Source organism: Williamsia sp. Y844 (assembly GCF_056786475.1).
This window is the reverse complement of record NZ_JBXCJB010000001.1, coordinates 739,533-754,620: the sequence shown is the minus strand read 5'-3', so window position 1 is coordinate 754,620 and position 15,088 is coordinate 739,533. Positions and strand designations below refer to the sequence as shown.

Here is a 15,088-nt window from a genome sequence, read left to right as displayed (position 1 = left end):
GTTTCACACTATGGAGTTGTCAAAGATGCGTGCGCGGTCCCGACAAAGTCTCGGGTGCGCTGGTGGTGGAGAGTCGGTGACGGTAGTGAAGTTGGATCAGGCGGCGAGGGTGAGGGTTCGTCGGTTGTAGGCCGGTAGTGGTTTTCGCTGCGGATCGATATCGGCGGGCGGTATCAGCCACGGGTGCCCGTCGGAGCCCATGATCACCTCCCAGTCGGTGTTGTGGACCGCCATGTGGCAGGTGCGGCACAGCAGGCAACCGTTCTCCAGGGTGGTGGCACCTCCATCAACGAAGTGGACGATGTGGTGGCAGTCAGACCAACTCGCATGTCCCCCGCATTTCACACAGCAGGTGTCGCGGATGATGATCGCTTTACGGACCAGCCCTTTGAACAGCCGTTTCGGTGGACTGATATCGATCGGTACGTCCTGCCCGTCGAGGGTGATCGAGGTGATTGATGAATCGCACGCCAACGCAGCGGCGGTTGCTTCGGTGACCGGACCCATCCATGGCAGGGACGCAGCCGCGGGATGATCGGCGGGCACGGTCACGATCACCTCGGTTCGCGGCGCCGACACCAGCGATTGCCCGCCACCACCGCAATCCAGCAGCTGGTGCAAGGCATCGGCGCGGCGTTGGGTAGGACTTCGACTGTCATCCGAGCCGTCGGGCTCGGGACGGGCCCTGGACCAGAAGTCCAACGCGGAGAACAGCTTTTCTCCGATCACCGCATCAACATCGAACGTTCCGACACATCGACCCTCACGGACTGCATAGTCCAGGCTGTTCAGTGACCGGTCTTCGGCCGGCGGCGGCCCGCCGGTGTCCCTGGCGACCTCGTTGCCCAGCATGCGGGCAGCCGCACCGATCTCAGCCGGTGGACATCCGGAGATGGCGTGGCTCAACAGTTTCCGCTCGAACTCGACCTGTTGTTCGGGTGTCACCGGATCCTCGGACCGGCCGACGATATGGGCGACACCTTTGACCACTGCGTCGATGTGTTCGGAGGACAGGAACCCGTCCCGTGAATAGCCGGCGGTACGATCCAGGCCGGCCAGTCCCGCGCCGATACGTATCCAGCGGTACGCAGAAGCGGGTGCTGCCCCGTTGGCCTGCAACAACTTTGCTGTCGTCGATCCGGCCTTACGGGCGATACCCGATTCATCGATCATCGCTGCGCATATCGCGAGTTGGTGCTCGGCGGCGTTGCGCAGGGTGATCAGATCCTTCACCACCCCCAGCGCAACGTTCGCGTCATCAGGAATCACTAGGTCGACGAGATCGTCGACCATCTCGAGAAGTCGCATAGCACAGCACCTTCCAAGGAGAGAGCAAACCGGGGGCGTCGACCGGAGTGTCTCTGCGGGGAAGGCGTCAGATACGTGATGCTTATGGTCGACTGACTCCACTGTACCCATTCGAACACATGTTCGCAAGGTTGAAAGTGGTGTATCTAGCTTGACCACAACATCTTTCGGAAGGCAGACGAAACAAATCGTGTGGGGTCGCCGCCTTGCTATCACCCTCGGTGTTGGCGCTCCATCGTTTCGAGCGTGCGCCGAATGCCCTCAACGTGGTCTCCACGGAAGTGGGCTAGTGGCGTCGACATGATCGAGTCTGCGCCGAAATCGGTGACACCCAGCAGGCGAACGAGCGAAGCCCTCGCTGAGCTTTCGCTGTCGGCGTCGGCGACGGCGTCGAGCACTTCGTGACTTCGCGCGTGCGCAGCCACCAGAGCCCTCATGAACTCGAGGCGCTGGTCCTCGTTGTCGTCAGACTCTCGATGACCTCGACGGTTCGCGCGCAGTCGTTCGACGGCGGGTGAGCCAGGACGGCCTTGATGTGTGGCGGGAGACTGGGTTCTCTTGTGGTCATGGGCTATTGGCTGCTTGCGGGCCAGCCGGGGCTATGGGTTTGGATGCCTTGGTCGATCGGGGCGGGTGGGGTGTTGCATCGTTCGGTGCGGTCGATGTGGAAGCCGGCAGAAGATGAGATGCTATCGAGGATTGTCCAGTCGCCGTAGACGTTGCGGGTTGGGGTTGGCTGGTTTCCGTGTTGATTGGCCGGGGGTGCGGTGCCGGTGCGTTGGTAGGTGAAAATCATTGCGTAGTCTTCGTTCCGGCTGTTCCGTGAGCAGATGATGACTCCGCCGACCGCATTGGAGGGTGGAGTCCAGTCCGAGATTCCGGCGGGGTCTGGGTCGATGAATGGTGCGACCCAGGCGAAGATGGTGAACGGGGGGTTGTTACGGGGGCCGTATCCGGGTCTGTCGCCCCAGTTGTACCAACTGTCCCCGGCGGCATGGGCGAAACCTGGGAAGTATGCGGACGCCCCCAGTTCTGAACGCAGGATGTAGGACTCGAAGATGGCCCGGACGAACGTGCCGTCGGGGGTGTCGAGGTCGATGTTCTCGGTGTCGAACCAGACGACCGGGTAGTCGTCAACAGTGCGTACCGAACTTGGCGGGGCCGAAGTGTCGCCGGCCTTCTCCGTGGGCCCCGCGCAGCTCGAGATCGCGAACGTGAGCACAATTGCTATGGTCGCGCCGCGCAGTAGAAGGGCTACCGGCCGTTGACTACGGGGGCTGGCAACCGGCCTATCGAGGTCGTTTGGCAGGGGCATTGGGATTCTCTGGTTTTGCTCCGTAGGTGTAGATCATGGCGTAGTCAACGTCCCGGCTCACTGGTGGGCAGACGATGCCTCTGCCGATAGGGTCGGAGAGCGGTACCGAAGGTCCTTCGGGCGAATTGGCGAGTCGGCAGCCGGCGATGGTCAGCGCGAGGGTGATCGCTGTTGATGCGTGTGTGAGGGTGGCGGGTCATCGTTGTTCCCAGGCGAGTTCGTCGCGGACTTGTTGGGCGAGTTGTTCTCTGGTCTCTGGTGGTATGTCGGTGTGCCAACCGTGATGGCGGTGCCAGTCGTCGTGTGCTTGGTGCAGGCGGGCGTTGAGTTCGTCGTGGTCGATGGGTGGGGGTGTGCGGGCGGGTCGTGCGTCGGGGAACTGCCGGTAGATGTCTTCGGCGGTGGTGCCTTCGGGTGAGCGCAGGGCAGCCATGATGTGTGGTGGGAGGTTGGGTTCTTTTGTGGTCATGGGTTATTGGCTGCTGGCGGGCCAGCCGGGGCTAGGGGTGTGAATGTCTTGGGAGATCGGGGCGGGTGGGGTGTTGCATCGTTCGGCCCGGTCGATGTGCCGGTGATCTGGGTGGATGGTATCGAGGATTGTCCAGTCGCCGTAGACGGTGCGGGTTGGGGCTGGCTGGTTGCCGCGTTGGTTTGCCGGGGGTGCGGTACCGGTGCGTTGGTAGGTGAAGATCATGGCGTAGTCAATGTTCTGGCTGGTTCGTGAGCAGATCATGACTCTGCCGACAACATTTGATGGTGGAGTCCAGTCGGCGATTCCGGCAGGGTCTGGGTCGATGAAGGGAGCAACCCAGGCGAAGATGGTGAAGGGGGGGCCATTGCGAGGGCCGTTGCTACGCCTATTAGGCCAGTGGTACCAACTGTCTCCGGTGGCGTCGGCCCAGCCTGGGAAGTATGCGGACGGGCCGAGTTCTGATCGCTGTATGTACGACTCGAAGATGGCTCGGATGAAGGTGCCGTCGGGGGTGGTGAGGTCGAGGTTGTCGGTGTTGAACCAGACGACCGGGTAATCGTCGGCGGTGCGTATCGAACTTGGCGGGGCCGAAGTGTCGCCGGCCTTCTCCGTGGGCCCCGCGCAGCTCGAGATCGTGAACGTGAGCACAATTGCTATGGCCGCGCCGCGCAGTAGAAGGGCTACCTGCCAATTGCGTCGGCGGCTGGCCATCGATCTAACGTGGTTGTTGGGCAGGGGCATTGGGATTTTCCGGTTTTGATCCATCAACGCTTTCCATTGGCCAATCAGGCGCTTGGGTTCCTTTGTCAAAACCATCTTCCCAGTCGCTGTTCATGTCGCCCACCCAGTCGTCGAACTTGTTTTTGTTGTCGCCGCTGCTGACCGCATTCCAGTCCAACTTGCCGTCGCGAAACCACTCATCTGGCAGGCGCTGCCCGAATTCGGGGTGAGATGCAATATAGCCCTGCAATTCGTAGAAATCGCGAATGTCAGGGTCGTTGAGTTGGGCTACCCAGTTCGGTCGTTTCCTTGGTTGGATTCATCCTCGAGTGTGGGCGCTTCGCCAAAGATCGCGTCGGCGAGCGGTTGTTGCATCGCTATGCCCGCTTCGCTACCCACCGGCAATAGTCCGGTCAGATCCTTAACGGTGGAGAATAGCGCCATCTTGTTGTTGTAACTCGCCGTTCGTTCTGCTAGATCCGTCTCGGAGAGATGGTTTACGGCCTGGCCATTTCCATCGGTCATTGCCTGGCTGAGAATTCCGGCCAATTCTGAGAAGTGGGCCTGGTCAGTCACTCCATACTGCAAGGCCATCAGATTCTGCCACTTATATGCTTCGGAGTTCATGGTTGCGGCGGCCTCGCCGTCAGTATTCAGAGAGCGGAATATGTTTTCCAGTTCTCCAGGGTTGAGGCGGTCTGCTCCGTAGCTCGGTGCACCCGTGCTGGTCGCGTCGATTCCGGTGAAGTCTCCCAGATAGGGGCTCAACGCGTTTGCGTAGATGCGGGCGAGTTTGGGGTTGGTGATGCCAACGTCGTCATTGGTGGCCATGTCTCCCGGTGACCCGAGGTAGTGAGCCAGCGAGCTGGCGTTTTCTCGGGACATTTCCGCGTAGAACGGATTGGACGATCCAACGTCTTGGCCGATGGTGTCAAACACGGTGTGTAGGCCACTGGTGTCTGTCCATTTATATTCCGAGATGTTGTTGAGATGAATTCCAGCATTGTACTGTCCGCCATTGTCGCAGGTGACGTTCATATTTTCGCCTGTGATGAAATCGTGGGCGGCTATCCTGTCGGAACCGCCGACGTTCAGTGCGGTATTCAAGAGCGCGTCGATGGTGGCCTGGCCGCCGGGATTAGGGTTGATTGCGCTGTCGGCGCCAGCAATCTCAGATGATTGCTTGAGCAATCCTCGATTCACATCCGACCCGTGACGCGCGTTCTGATCGCCCGACGCGACGAAGTCGACGAATGATGAAAATTCTGGGAAGTGTGAAAAGAGATATCCGTTGTCATCCACTGGATTTGTGGTCAGGATTCTACGCATATTCGCTGGTAGCGCTGCCATGCCACCGCGGTCTCCGCTGGAGGTGCCCAGATTTGGGGTCCCCAGCAGCTGAGTCGCGTTCGCGAGATTGCTTTGAATATCGTTGTGGTGGGCGCCCGCTCCGAGTTCGGCTATCTCATCCATGGTCAGCCCGTCGAGGTCGCCAACAATTTCCTTGAGGAAATCGAACTCGCCCTGGGTCATCGTGGCGGGCTTCCCATACTTGAGTGCTTCCAACTCGTCTGCGTCGAGATTGGTGCCGGCCTCCAACACCCGCCGCTCGAAGTCGCTCAGCTGCTTCCCGTCTCGGAGCTTCTCTCCGATTCGATCCGCGACGCCACCACCGAGTGCAGACTCCAATGGTGTCAGAGTGGAAATCGAAGAACTCGCTGCACCGATGGCGGCGGCGCAATTGGTATCTGCTACTTCGAATTCGCCGGCCAAGCGCTGCAGTTGTGTCGTTGACGTGGCGGCGTTGTTCGCCCGCGTGGCCCTCATGGTGGCGAGGAGCTCCAGCGCTGCATCGTCATCCTTGTACATAGACTCGGCCAAGGCGTAGTTGTAGCTGTCGGTGACCGTCCAGTCTTCGGCCACAACGTAGCCCGTCGCCTCGCACCCCGCGGCTCCGGTTTTGAGCCTCTCGGAGATGTGGCTCATCGACGTGTGGCCATCGGTGATGGCTGTTGAGAGCTTCTCGAAGGCATCATCAACCCTGGCGAACTGCACTCTCTCACGATCGGCGCGCGTTACGGCAGCATTCCGAAACGTGCCAGACCAGTCCATTCCGCTGATGGTGCGCTGAATATTCAGTCCGTCCCCATCGATCTGGTCGCCAATGGTGGTGGAGTCGGTGGCAGCAGCGGGCATGTTGCCGAAGTTGAAGGCGGAGACTTGACTCTTGGTCGGTCGCACGGGTCAGCTCTGCGGGCGCGTATTGAAGTCGCCAAGGGCTTCTAGACGTCGTGTGCTGTCTTCCTCAGTTGTTTGAAAGGTTTCAGCTGACGTGGTCAGAACAGTGTTCCATTCGCTGATTCGCGAACGCACCACCTCGATTGCCGTCGCGGCGGCGCCGGCTGCTGTGGTCAAGGCCGCTGATGTATCCGTGCCCGGTATGCCCGTTCCACCGAATCGCAGGGAACTCGTCGCTGTGTCGGGCGTGGTACCACCATATGAGGTGGTGCCGGTCATGCCGCCCCCGATCTGTCGCGCCGCAGCACGCAGATCTTCCGGATCTACCTGTGTTGTCATTGCATCCCCCTATGTGTGTTAACACATTCCCTCTGTGAGAGTAGCGCGACGATACCGGGGCGTGACGATAGGTCCGACTGTGACGGAAGACCGCGAGCGCGGCCCCTGAATCAACTATCTGGGTGGGTGCGCAGGGTCGGAATGACCTTCTCTCCGATCAACCGCACGCTGTCCCAGGATGGCTCCTCCGGCATGCCGCCGCAGAGCGGGTGACTGGTCACGAGCCGGAACTCTTTGCTGCGGCAGCGTTCGATGAGCTCGTCCGGTGTGCAGACGACATATCCTGTGCCGCTTCGAAGTTCGTCAACGCTGGTGGAGCTGTCGCGAACATGAGAAGCGTGATCACCGTGCCAGGCGTCGTAGGCGCGGGCGTCGGCGAGGAGGTATTCGCCGTAGGCGTGCCAGAACTTGTCGGGGTCTTCGGCGCAGAAAACGGTGGACGGTCCTGGTGGTGGTGTCATGACAAAACCGGGATTCCGGCCGTGGCTACGGCATTCGTCGTCGTAGAGTTTGCGGAGTTCGGGGTCGGCGACCTGCGGTGCGAATCCCAGATCGAGTCGGGCGGCGCGGCGTGCGGCGGCCCGAGAACCGCCGCCGTAGAACAAGAATGGATGTGGCTGCGACAGGGGAGTCGGTGTGACGCGAACCCGTCGGCCGTTGTACTCGAACTCCTCGCCAGTCCAGGCCTGACGTAATACGCCGACGGCGTGTTCGATGTCGGCGCCCCGAGTGGTCCAGGATTTGCCGAACTGTTCGTATTCCTCTCGCCGGTAACCGAGGCCGAGTGTGTACGACACCCGGCCACCGCTCAAGTTGTCGAGGAGCGCGATGTCCTCGGCTAGTCGCAGTGGATCATGCAGGTTCACCACGATCGCCGAGATGGTGATCTGGATTCGGGTGGTACAGGCGGCAAATGCCGAGCCGACGATCAGTGGATTCGGCAGATAGCCATCAGGTGAGCCGTGATGCTCAGAGAGCATCACGGCGTCCTGGTCATGGTTTTCGAGATACGTGACCTGCTCCACGGCGCGCTTGAATAGTTCGGCCCGCCCCTGCGGTGTGGCCCCGGGCGCACGAAAGTCGTAGCGCGTCGCGAAGAAGGTCATGTCGACTTGTTCTGCTTTGCGAGTTTGGCCTCGTGCTTCTGGATGACAGAACCGAACATCATATTCATTCTCGAACCCTGCGGCCATCCCACGTAATAGCAGAGGAACAGGGCGATTTCGAGAAGTTCATCGCCGGTGAGTTCACCGTTGGCGAGTGCGGCACCGGCCTGGATCTCGGCAACATCGATCTGACCGGTTGCGGCCAGGACGCCGAAGATCAGCAGGCGACGATCACGGAAGTTCAGACCTTCCCGGTTCCAGACGTCGGCGAAGAGATGCTCGGTGAGATAGGCGTAGAAGTCACCCGGCCCGTCCTGCATCTCGAAGCCGTACACCTTGGCCATCGTGTCCATGCCCTTTTGGCGTAGCTCCGATGTCGGTGGCAATTCGCCATTCGAGGAGCTCTGGTCGGTTGTCATTTCTTTTCCTTTCCAAAGGTCGAGCTCCGCTCCGCTGCGTCTCCGCCCACGCCGAGACCGTCGGCGAAACGGTCGAGAGCTACTTCGCCCAAAGGGAGTTCGATGCCGAGTTCACTACCCAGGGCCAGCGCCAGACCGAGGTCCTTTTCGCCGAGGTCGCGGACGTGGCTCAAGATGTCGTACCAGAAATCGTCCGGTGGGATGGGGGCTGTGGTGTCCCGCAGGATGATCGAGCCTGCGCCCCCGGTGATCGCATCGGTGTGGCGGACCACCTTGCCGAGTTTGACGATGTCGATGCCTGCAGCTTCGGCGAGTCGAGACGCCTCTGTGGCGGCGGTGAACGAGATGAAATGCAGTAGGTTGCGGGCCAGCTTCATCTTGGTGCCGGCTCCGATCGGGCCGGCGTGGATGAGCATGTCGGACATCAGTGAGTACGGCGGCTTCAACCTCAGGTAGGCTTCGCGCTCACCGCCAACCATGATGGCAAGACGGCCCTCTTTGGCGCCACCCGCGCCGCCGGAGACAGGTGCATCGACCAGCGAAACCCCCTGTGCGGCACATACCTTCTCCAGATCGATCGCGGTCTGCGGCCCGATTGTGGAATGGATGGCGATGACGGTTCCCGGTGCGGCCGTCTCGAGGATGCCGTGTGACCCGGCGACCACGGTGTTGACCTGCTCGTCGTTGAGGACGGTCACGCCGATGACGGTGGCGGTCTTGGCCACCTCGGCAGGGGTGTCGGCGCGGGTGGAACCTTCGATCGTGGCCTCGGGGCGCGTATCGCAGACCACCAGGCCGCCCGGCCATTTCGCCAATCGATCGGCCATCGGTGCGCCCATGTTGCCGAGTCCGATGAACCCGACAGGTGCGCTCTGGTCCGACGCGGTGTCGGATGCCTGTTGTTCGCTCATGATCGGATGATCTGTCCGCCGTCGACGTTGAAGATCTGCCCGGTGATCCAGCCGGCCTCGTCGGACAGCAGGAACAAGCACATGCCGACGAGGTCGTCGGGGGTTCCCATGCGCGACAACGGCAGTTTGCTGACCATGTCCTTGACCATGTTGCTCGGTGTCGTCGACCTGGTGGCCTCGGTGTCGATCGGGCCGGGTGCGATTGCGTTGACACGAATGCCGGATCCGCCGAGCTCGGTGGCGAGCTGCTGGGTCAGGCCGTTGACGCCGACCTTCGCCAGACCGTAGAAACCGCTGTACAGCCATGCGGCCGTGGAGGACTGGTTCACGATTGCGCTGCCGGGCTTCATGTGTCCGTAAACCGCGCGGGTCACGTTCAGTGCGCCGTCGAGGTTCACGCTCATGAACTTCTTGTAGTAGTCCCACGGAACGGTGATCAGGAAGTCCAACTGCATGCCACCGTAGATCGCCGCGTTGTTCACCAGATAGTCGATCTGGCCGTAGCTTTCCAGCGTTGCGGCGGCCAGTGCCTGTGCCGATTCGGGCTCGGCGACGTCGGTGTTGACGTACAGCCCGCCGATGTCGGCTGCCACCTGTTTGCCTGCCTCGTCGTTGAGGTCGGCGACCACCACATTCGCGCCCTCGGCAGCGAGCCGGCGGGCATAGACCTCGCCGATGCCACCCGCGGCTCCGGTGACTATCGCGGTCTTGCCTTCAAATCTGTTGTTGCTCATAGGTCGATCTCCTTATGCAGGTGTCGCTACCGCTTTGATTTCCAAATATTCTTCGAATCCGGCCACGCCCATCTCGCGCCCGATGCCGGACTGTTTGTAGCCACCGAACGGGACGTCGGCGGAGTACCAGATACCGCCGTTGATGCCCATGGTTCCGGTGCGTACGCCGTCGACGACCTTCTTGATCCGATCCGGATCGGTGCCCCACACCGCGCCCGACAAGCCGTAGGGGGAGTCGTTGGCAATGGCGATCGCGTCGTCGTCGCCGTCGTGCGGGATGATCACCAGAACCGGCCCGAAGATTTCTTCCTGTGCCACGCGCGCGGAGTTGTCCAGCCCCGAGATCAAGGTCGGCTCGATGAAGAAGCCCTTGTCCTTGTCGGCCGGACGCCCGCCGCCGATCTCGATGGTGCCGCCTTCGTCGCGGGCGAGTTGTAGATAGCCCTCGATCCGCTCGCGCTGGACAGCGGAGATCACCGGACCGCATATGGTCCCGGGGTTGGTCGGGTCGCCGGCGGGGAGCCCGGCCAGACCGGCCTTGACCAATTCGATTGCCTCGTTGTACTTCTCGCGGGGCACCAGCATGCGGGTGGTGAGTGCACAGCCTTGGCCGGCGTGGGTGACCACGGAGAACGCCGCCATCGAGCAGGCGGCCCCCAGATCGGCGTCGTCGAGAACGATGTACGCCGACTTGCCGCCGAGTTCGAGGAAGACCCGCTTGAGTGTCTCGGCCGCGGCGACCATCACCTTCTTGCCGGTGGCGGTTGAACCGGTGAAGGAGACAACGTCCACGCGCGGATCGGACGATAGCAACGCCCCGACGCTGTGATCACTCGACGTGACGATGTTGATGACACCTGGCGGGAAGTCGGTTTCCTCGGCAATCACCTTGCCGACCAGCGCCGCACACCACGGAGTGTCGGGGGCGGGCTTGAGCACCACGGTGCAACCCGCGGCCAGTGCGGGACCGATCTTCGCGAAATTGATCTGGTGTGGGAAGTTCCACGGGGTGATCGCACCGACGACACCGGCCGCCTCACGCTGCACTGTGCGATGGGTCTTGATGCCCATCGGCTTCGCGCGGCCGAGGTCGGTCTCCCATTCGTAGCTCTCGGCCAGATCGGCGAAGTAGCCGAGATCGGCGATCGGGCCTTCGAGCTGTGGGCCGGAGGTCAGGAATGCCGGGGCACCGACCTCGGCGATGGTGATCTCGCGGAGTTCTTCGATGTGGCCCTGCAGCGCATCCCGGAGTTGGCGGAGGCAGTGTGCCCGGAAGGCATGGTCGCGGGGCCACGTGGTGGTGTCGAATGCGGTCCGGGCGGCGCCGATTGCGGCTTCCATGTCCCCGGTTGTGCCGTCGGCGGCGTGGCCGATGAGCTCTTCGGTTGCCGGGTTGATGATCGCGAATGTGCCCCCCGATCCAGGCACCAACTTCCCATCTATCAGCAGCTCGGAGCTGGTTTCTGGTCTGAGCGACATTGCTGACCTCTCCTTCGTGGATGACTGGCTGGACACGTGTCTGGACTGTGGTTTGAACGTAGTGTAACGTCACTGTCCATGTCCAGTCCGGTTTCTTTCGAATCCACTCGCCGCCGACTCACGACCGCGCAGGCCGAGACCGTCGCCAAGCTCACCGAGGCGGCGGTCGAAGTACTCCGTGAGGTCGGCTACGACGCCCTCACCGTGCGGTCGGTGGCCAAGCGTGCCGGGGTTGCCCCGGCTACCGCCTACACCTATTTCAGCTCCAAGGGGCACGTCGTCGCCGAGCTGTTCTGGCGCCGGCTGGCCGAGGGCATCACCGAACCCGATCCGTCGGCACCGCGCGCAGACCGGGTGGCCGTGGTGTTGCGGTCGGTGTCCCTGGCCGTCGAGGACGACAGCCATCTCGCGCGCGCGGTCACCGCATCACTGCTGGGGTCGGACCCCGACGTCGAACATCTCCGGCTGCGGATCGGTTTGCTGATCCGGCAGCGAATTTCGGATGCGCTGGTCGGCGACTCGGGCGAGGCCGTCAACGAAGGGGAGCTCGAAGCCCTGGAAATGCTGTACTCCGGCGCTCTGGTCCGCGCCGGTATGGGTTACGAATCGTATTCCGCCATCGCCGATCGGCTCGTCGCCGCGGCAAAACTACTGCTGGAGCGCCGATGACTGTGCCGACAAAGCTTTCGTTTGATCCGTACGACTACAACTTCCACGAGGATCCCTATCCGACCTATGCGCGCCTGCGGGCCGAGGCGCCGGTCTATCGCAACGCGGATATGGACTTCTGGGCGTTCGCCAAGCACGAGGATGTCCGCAACGGCTTCCGGGATGCGGCGCGGTTGTCGAACAGTTGGGGCGTCTCCCTCGACCCGGCAGCCTATGGACCCGATGCGCACAAGTCGATGTCCTTTCTGGCACTGGATGATCCGAAGCACATGCGCATCCGGAAGCTGGTGTCGAAGGGCTTCACCCCCAAGCGTGTTGCCGAATTGGCCGACCGGATCGGTGAACTGACGCAGCAACATTGGAGTCGTTGCCTGGAGATGGGGGAGTTCGACTACGTCACCGAGTTCGCCGGTCTGTTGCCGATGGACGTTGTCTCCGAGCTGCTCGACGTGCCGGTGAGCGACCGCGCCAACTTGCGGACCCAGTCGGATCTGCTGATCCACCGCGACGAAGGCGTGTTCGACGTTCCTGAAGCCGCGGTCTACGCCTACCTGGAATTGCATCGGTACTACTCCGAATTGCTGGTCGATCGCCGAAAGAACCCCGGCACCGATTTGGTCTCGGCGCTGCTCGACGCAGAGATCCTCGACGACGAAACCGGCGAGAAGACCAAGCTCACCGACGACGAGATCATCGGCTTCATGATCCTGATGATCGTTGCGGGCAACGAGACCACCACCAAGCTGTTGTCCAATGCGGTGTACTGGGGCTGGCGTTTCCCGGATCAGCTGGCGATTCCGATGGCTGATCACGAAGCGGTTCCGCAGTGGACCGAAGAGACTCTGCGATACGACAATTCAACTCAGATCGTGCTGCGACGCGTGATCGAGGACGTCGAATACGGTGGATACACCATCGCTGCCGGACAGCGGGTGCTGTTGCTTCTCGGATCGGCCAATCGTGATGAGGACGTCTTCGACGAGCCGGACCGTTACCTGATCGGCCGGGACAGTTCGCAGACGCTCACCAGCTTCGGTCTCGGCACCCACTTCTGCCTGGGGGCGCACCTGGCGCGTCTCGAGGCGAATGTTGCTCTCTCACAGATCGTGCAGTCGATCAATCAGGTCGACATCGACATCGACAAAGCCGTCCGCGTGCACTCGGTCAACGTTCGCGGATTCGCGTCGCTCCCCATGAAGGTGAAGGTGCGCTGAATGCCCCGTTTTCCCGCTCATCCCGATCGTCGCCCGGTCATCGTCGCCGGCGCATCATCCGGAATCGGTGCCGCCACAGCAGTGATGCTGGGCGCGGCCGGATACCCGGTTGCACTGGGCGCCAGGCGAGTTCAGAAATCTCAGGAGTTCGTCGATCAGATCAACGCGGCGGGAGGCGAGGCGGTGGCACTGCCGCTCGACGTCACTGATGCGGCATCGATCGATGAGTTCGTCACAAAGGCAGAAGCCCAGTTGGGCCCGATCGAGGTGGCGGTCTCCGGTGCAGGCGACCTGGAGCCCGGACGTGCGCACGAGCTGAGCAACGACGACTTCGCCGCTCAGGTCAACATCCATCTCCTCGGTGCCCAGCGTCTGTTCCGCCGGGTCGTCCCCGAGATGATCAAGCGGCAACGTGGCGACTTCGTGTTCGTGAGCTCCGACGTCGTCACGTGGCCCAGGCCGCAGATGGCCGCATACGTCGCGGCCAAGCGCGGTGTCGAAGGCCTGTCTGACGTGGCCCGAATGGAGCTCGAGGGCACCGGCGTCCGCTCCAGCCTGGTCCGACCGGGCCAGGTCATGACCGGGATGGGCATGAACTTCACGGCCGAGGTCGCCGAATCGGTTCTCAACGACTGGGTTCCGTGGGGCCTGGCCCGGCACAGCAACTTCTTGAAACCCGAACATCTCGCAACAGCCATCGCAACCATCGTTTCCATGCCTCGGGGGGCCCATATGCGCCTGGTCGAGGTCGAGGCAGAAGCCCCGATCGCACGCAGTGGAGGAGAGAGCAAATGACCCTTACCAAGCCCAAGCGCGTATCCGGTGGTGAAGGCGAGCACGGCCACCTCGACGAACTCTCGACCGACCCGATCGGCCTGTTCTGGCGCGTCCGCGAAGAGTGCGGCGACGTCGGTGTCTTCCAACTCGCCGACCGCGAGGTCGCGCTGGTCTCCGGTGCCGCCGCCAACGAGGCGTTCTTCCGTGCCTCGGAAGAGGATCTCGATCAGGCTGCCGCCTATCCGTTCATGACACCGATCTTCGGTGAGGGCGTGGTGTTCGACGCCAGCCCCGAACGTCGTTCGGAGATGCTGCACAACCAGGCGCTCAAGGGCGCTCACATGAAGCAGCACGCCATCACGATTCCCGAGGAGACCGAGCGCATCATCGCCAACTGGGGTGATGAGGGTGAGATCGATCTGCTGGAGTTCTTCGCCGAGCTGACCATCTACACCTCGTCTGCCTGCCTGATCGGCAAGAAGTTCCGGGAACAACTCGACGGCCGATTCGCGCATCTCTACCACGACTTGGAAAAGGGTACCGACCCGATCGCCTACGTCGATGCCTACGCAGACATCGAGAGCTTCCGTAAACGCGATGCCGCCCGAGTCGGTTTGGTGGAGCTGGTCCAGGGGATCATGGACACGCGTCTCGCCGGAGAGCCGGCGACGGACGAGGATCGGGATCTGCTCGATGTCCTGATGTCGATCAAGGACGACGAAGGCAACCTGCGCTTCACCGCCGACACGATCACCGGCATGTTCATCTCGATGATGTTCGCCGGCCACCACACCACTTCGGGCACGGCCGCCTGGACGCTGATCGAACTTCTCCGCCATCCGGAGTACATGGATCAAGTCACCGCCGAACTCGGCGAAATCTACTCCGATGGAGCCGAATACAGCTTCGGCGCGATGCGGCAGATCCCCAAGCTCGAATCGGCACTCAAGGAAGCCCTGCGTCTGCATCCGCCGTTGATCGTGTTGATGCGCGTGGTGCAGAACGAGTTCGTGGTCGAAGGCGTCCAACTCGAACCCGGACAAGCGATTGCGGTGTCGCCTGCGATCTCGAACCGCCTGCCCGAGGATTTCCCTGAACCCGACAGCTTCGACCCGGACCGCTATCTCGAACCCCGCCAAGAAGACCTTGTCAACCGGTGGACGTGGATTCCGTTCGGTGCGGGCCGGCATCGTTGTGTCGGTGCGCAATTCGCGATCATGCAGCTCAAGGCGATCTTCTCGGTGCTGTTGCAGAACTACGAGTTCGAGATGGCCCAGCCGCCGGAGTCGTACAAGAACGATCACTCGAAGATGGTTGTGCAGCTCGCACAGCCGTGCAAGGTCAAGTACCGCAAGCGCAACAGGTAGTGCCCAGAGCTGCGGTGGAG

Annotated in this window: 16 protein-coding genes; 4 read left to right on the top strand and 12 right to left on the bottom strand. The window is 61.9% G+C overall.

What is annotated here, in order from left to right:
* Positions 1–96: 96 nt before the first annotated feature.
* The 12 genes from AC1TQG_RS03380 to AC1TQG_RS03325 all read right to left on the bottom strand — a co-directional run bounded on the left by AC1TQG_RS03380 (position 97) and on the right by AC1TQG_RS03325 (position 11,041).
* A complete protein-coding gene (locus tag AC1TQG_RS03380; protein ID WP_482135522.1) occupies positions 97–1,308 on the bottom strand; it encodes an HNH endonuclease in 1,212 nt (403 codons plus the stop codon).
* A 571-nt stretch (positions 1,309–1,879) separates the two neighbouring features.
* Positions 1,880–2,530 (bottom strand): hypothetical protein, encoded by a 651-nt coding sequence (locus tag AC1TQG_RS03375; RefSeq protein ID WP_482135521.1) that lies wholly within the window; start codon positions 2,528–2,530, stop codon positions 1,880–1,882.
* 289 nt (positions 2,531–2,819) lie between these two features.
* Positions 2,820–3,092 (bottom strand): hypothetical protein, encoded by a 273-nt coding sequence (locus AC1TQG_RS03370; protein ID WP_482135520.1) that lies wholly within the window; start codon positions 3,090–3,092, stop codon positions 2,820–2,822.
* Positions 3,093–3,095: 3 nt separating this feature from the next.
* Entirely contained in the window at positions 3,096–3,806 is a 711-nt protein-coding gene (locus AC1TQG_RS03365) for a hypothetical protein (RefSeq protein ID WP_482135519.1), read from the bottom strand.
* Positions 3,807–3,810: 4 nt separating this feature from the next.
* The gene (locus tag AC1TQG_RS03360; RefSeq protein WP_482135518.1) at positions 3,811–4,065 is read right to left on the bottom strand and encodes a hypothetical protein; all 255 of its coding nucleotides are present in this window, start codon (positions 4,063–4,065) and stop codon (positions 3,811–3,813) included.
* A 38-nt stretch (positions 4,066–4,103) separates the two neighbouring features.
* Positions 4,104–6,056, bottom strand: coding sequence for a TPR repeat domain-containing protein (locus tag AC1TQG_RS03355; protein ID WP_482135517.1), 1,953 nt, complete (start codon positions 6,054–6,056; stop codon positions 4,104–4,106).
* Between the two features lie 3 nt (positions 6,057–6,059).
* Positions 6,060–6,392, bottom strand: a complete 333-nt coding sequence (locus AC1TQG_RS03350) for a hypothetical protein (protein ID WP_482135516.1) — start codon at positions 6,390–6,392, stop codon at positions 6,060–6,062.
* 110 nt (positions 6,393–6,502) lie between these two features.
* Entirely contained in the window at positions 6,503–7,498 is a 996-nt protein-coding gene (locus tag AC1TQG_RS03345; RefSeq protein WP_482135515.1) for an LLM class flavin-dependent oxidoreductase, read from the bottom strand.
* A complete protein-coding gene (locus AC1TQG_RS03340; protein WP_482135514.1) occupies positions 7,495–7,917 on the bottom strand; it encodes a carboxymuconolactone decarboxylase family protein in 423 nt (140 codons plus the stop codon). Before AC1TQG_RS03340 ends, AC1TQG_RS03345 begins: the two co-directional genes overlap by 4 nt.
* Positions 7,914–8,828: an NAD(P)-dependent oxidoreductase gene (locus tag AC1TQG_RS03335; protein ID WP_482135513.1), complete on the bottom strand. Its 915-nt coding sequence runs from the start codon at positions 8,826–8,828 to the stop codon at positions 7,914–7,916. Before AC1TQG_RS03335 ends, AC1TQG_RS03340 begins: the two co-directional genes overlap by 4 nt.
* Positions 8,825–9,562, bottom strand: coding sequence for an SDR family oxidoreductase (locus AC1TQG_RS03330; protein ID WP_482135512.1), 738 nt, complete (start codon positions 9,560–9,562; stop codon positions 8,825–8,827). Before AC1TQG_RS03330 ends, AC1TQG_RS03335 begins: the two co-directional genes overlap by 4 nt.
* Before the next feature lie 12 nt (positions 9,563–9,574).
* Entirely contained in the window at positions 9,575–11,041 is a 1,467-nt protein-coding gene (locus tag AC1TQG_RS03325; RefSeq protein ID WP_482135511.1) for an aldehyde dehydrogenase, read from the bottom strand.
* A 78-nt stretch (positions 11,042–11,119) separates the two neighbouring features.
* Here AC1TQG_RS03325 and AC1TQG_RS03320 point away from each other — a divergent pair, with 78 nt between their 5' ends.
* The 4 genes from AC1TQG_RS03320 to AC1TQG_RS03305 are packed head-to-tail and all read left to right on the top strand — an operon-like array spanning position 11,120 to position 15,068.
* The gene (locus tag AC1TQG_RS03320) at positions 11,120–11,710 is read left to right on the top strand and encodes a TetR/AcrR family transcriptional regulator (protein ID WP_482135510.1); all 591 of its coding nucleotides are present in this window, start codon (positions 11,120–11,122) and stop codon (positions 11,708–11,710) included.
* Positions 11,707–12,924: a cytochrome P450 gene (locus tag AC1TQG_RS03315; RefSeq protein ID WP_482135509.1), complete on the top strand. Its 1,218-nt coding sequence runs from the start codon at positions 11,707–11,709 to the stop codon at positions 12,922–12,924. Before AC1TQG_RS03320 ends, AC1TQG_RS03315 begins: the two co-directional genes overlap by 4 nt.
* Complete coding sequence (locus AC1TQG_RS03310) at positions 12,925–13,719, top strand: SDR family oxidoreductase (RefSeq protein WP_482135508.1); 795 nt, start codon at positions 12,925–12,927, stop codon at positions 13,717–13,719.
* Complete coding sequence (locus AC1TQG_RS03305; RefSeq protein ID WP_482135507.1) at positions 13,716–15,068, top strand: cytochrome P450; 1,353 nt, start codon at positions 13,716–13,718, stop codon at positions 15,066–15,068. The genes AC1TQG_RS03310 and AC1TQG_RS03305 overlap by 4 nt, the downstream gene beginning before the upstream one ends.
* Positions 15,069–15,088 lie beyond the last annotated feature (20 nt).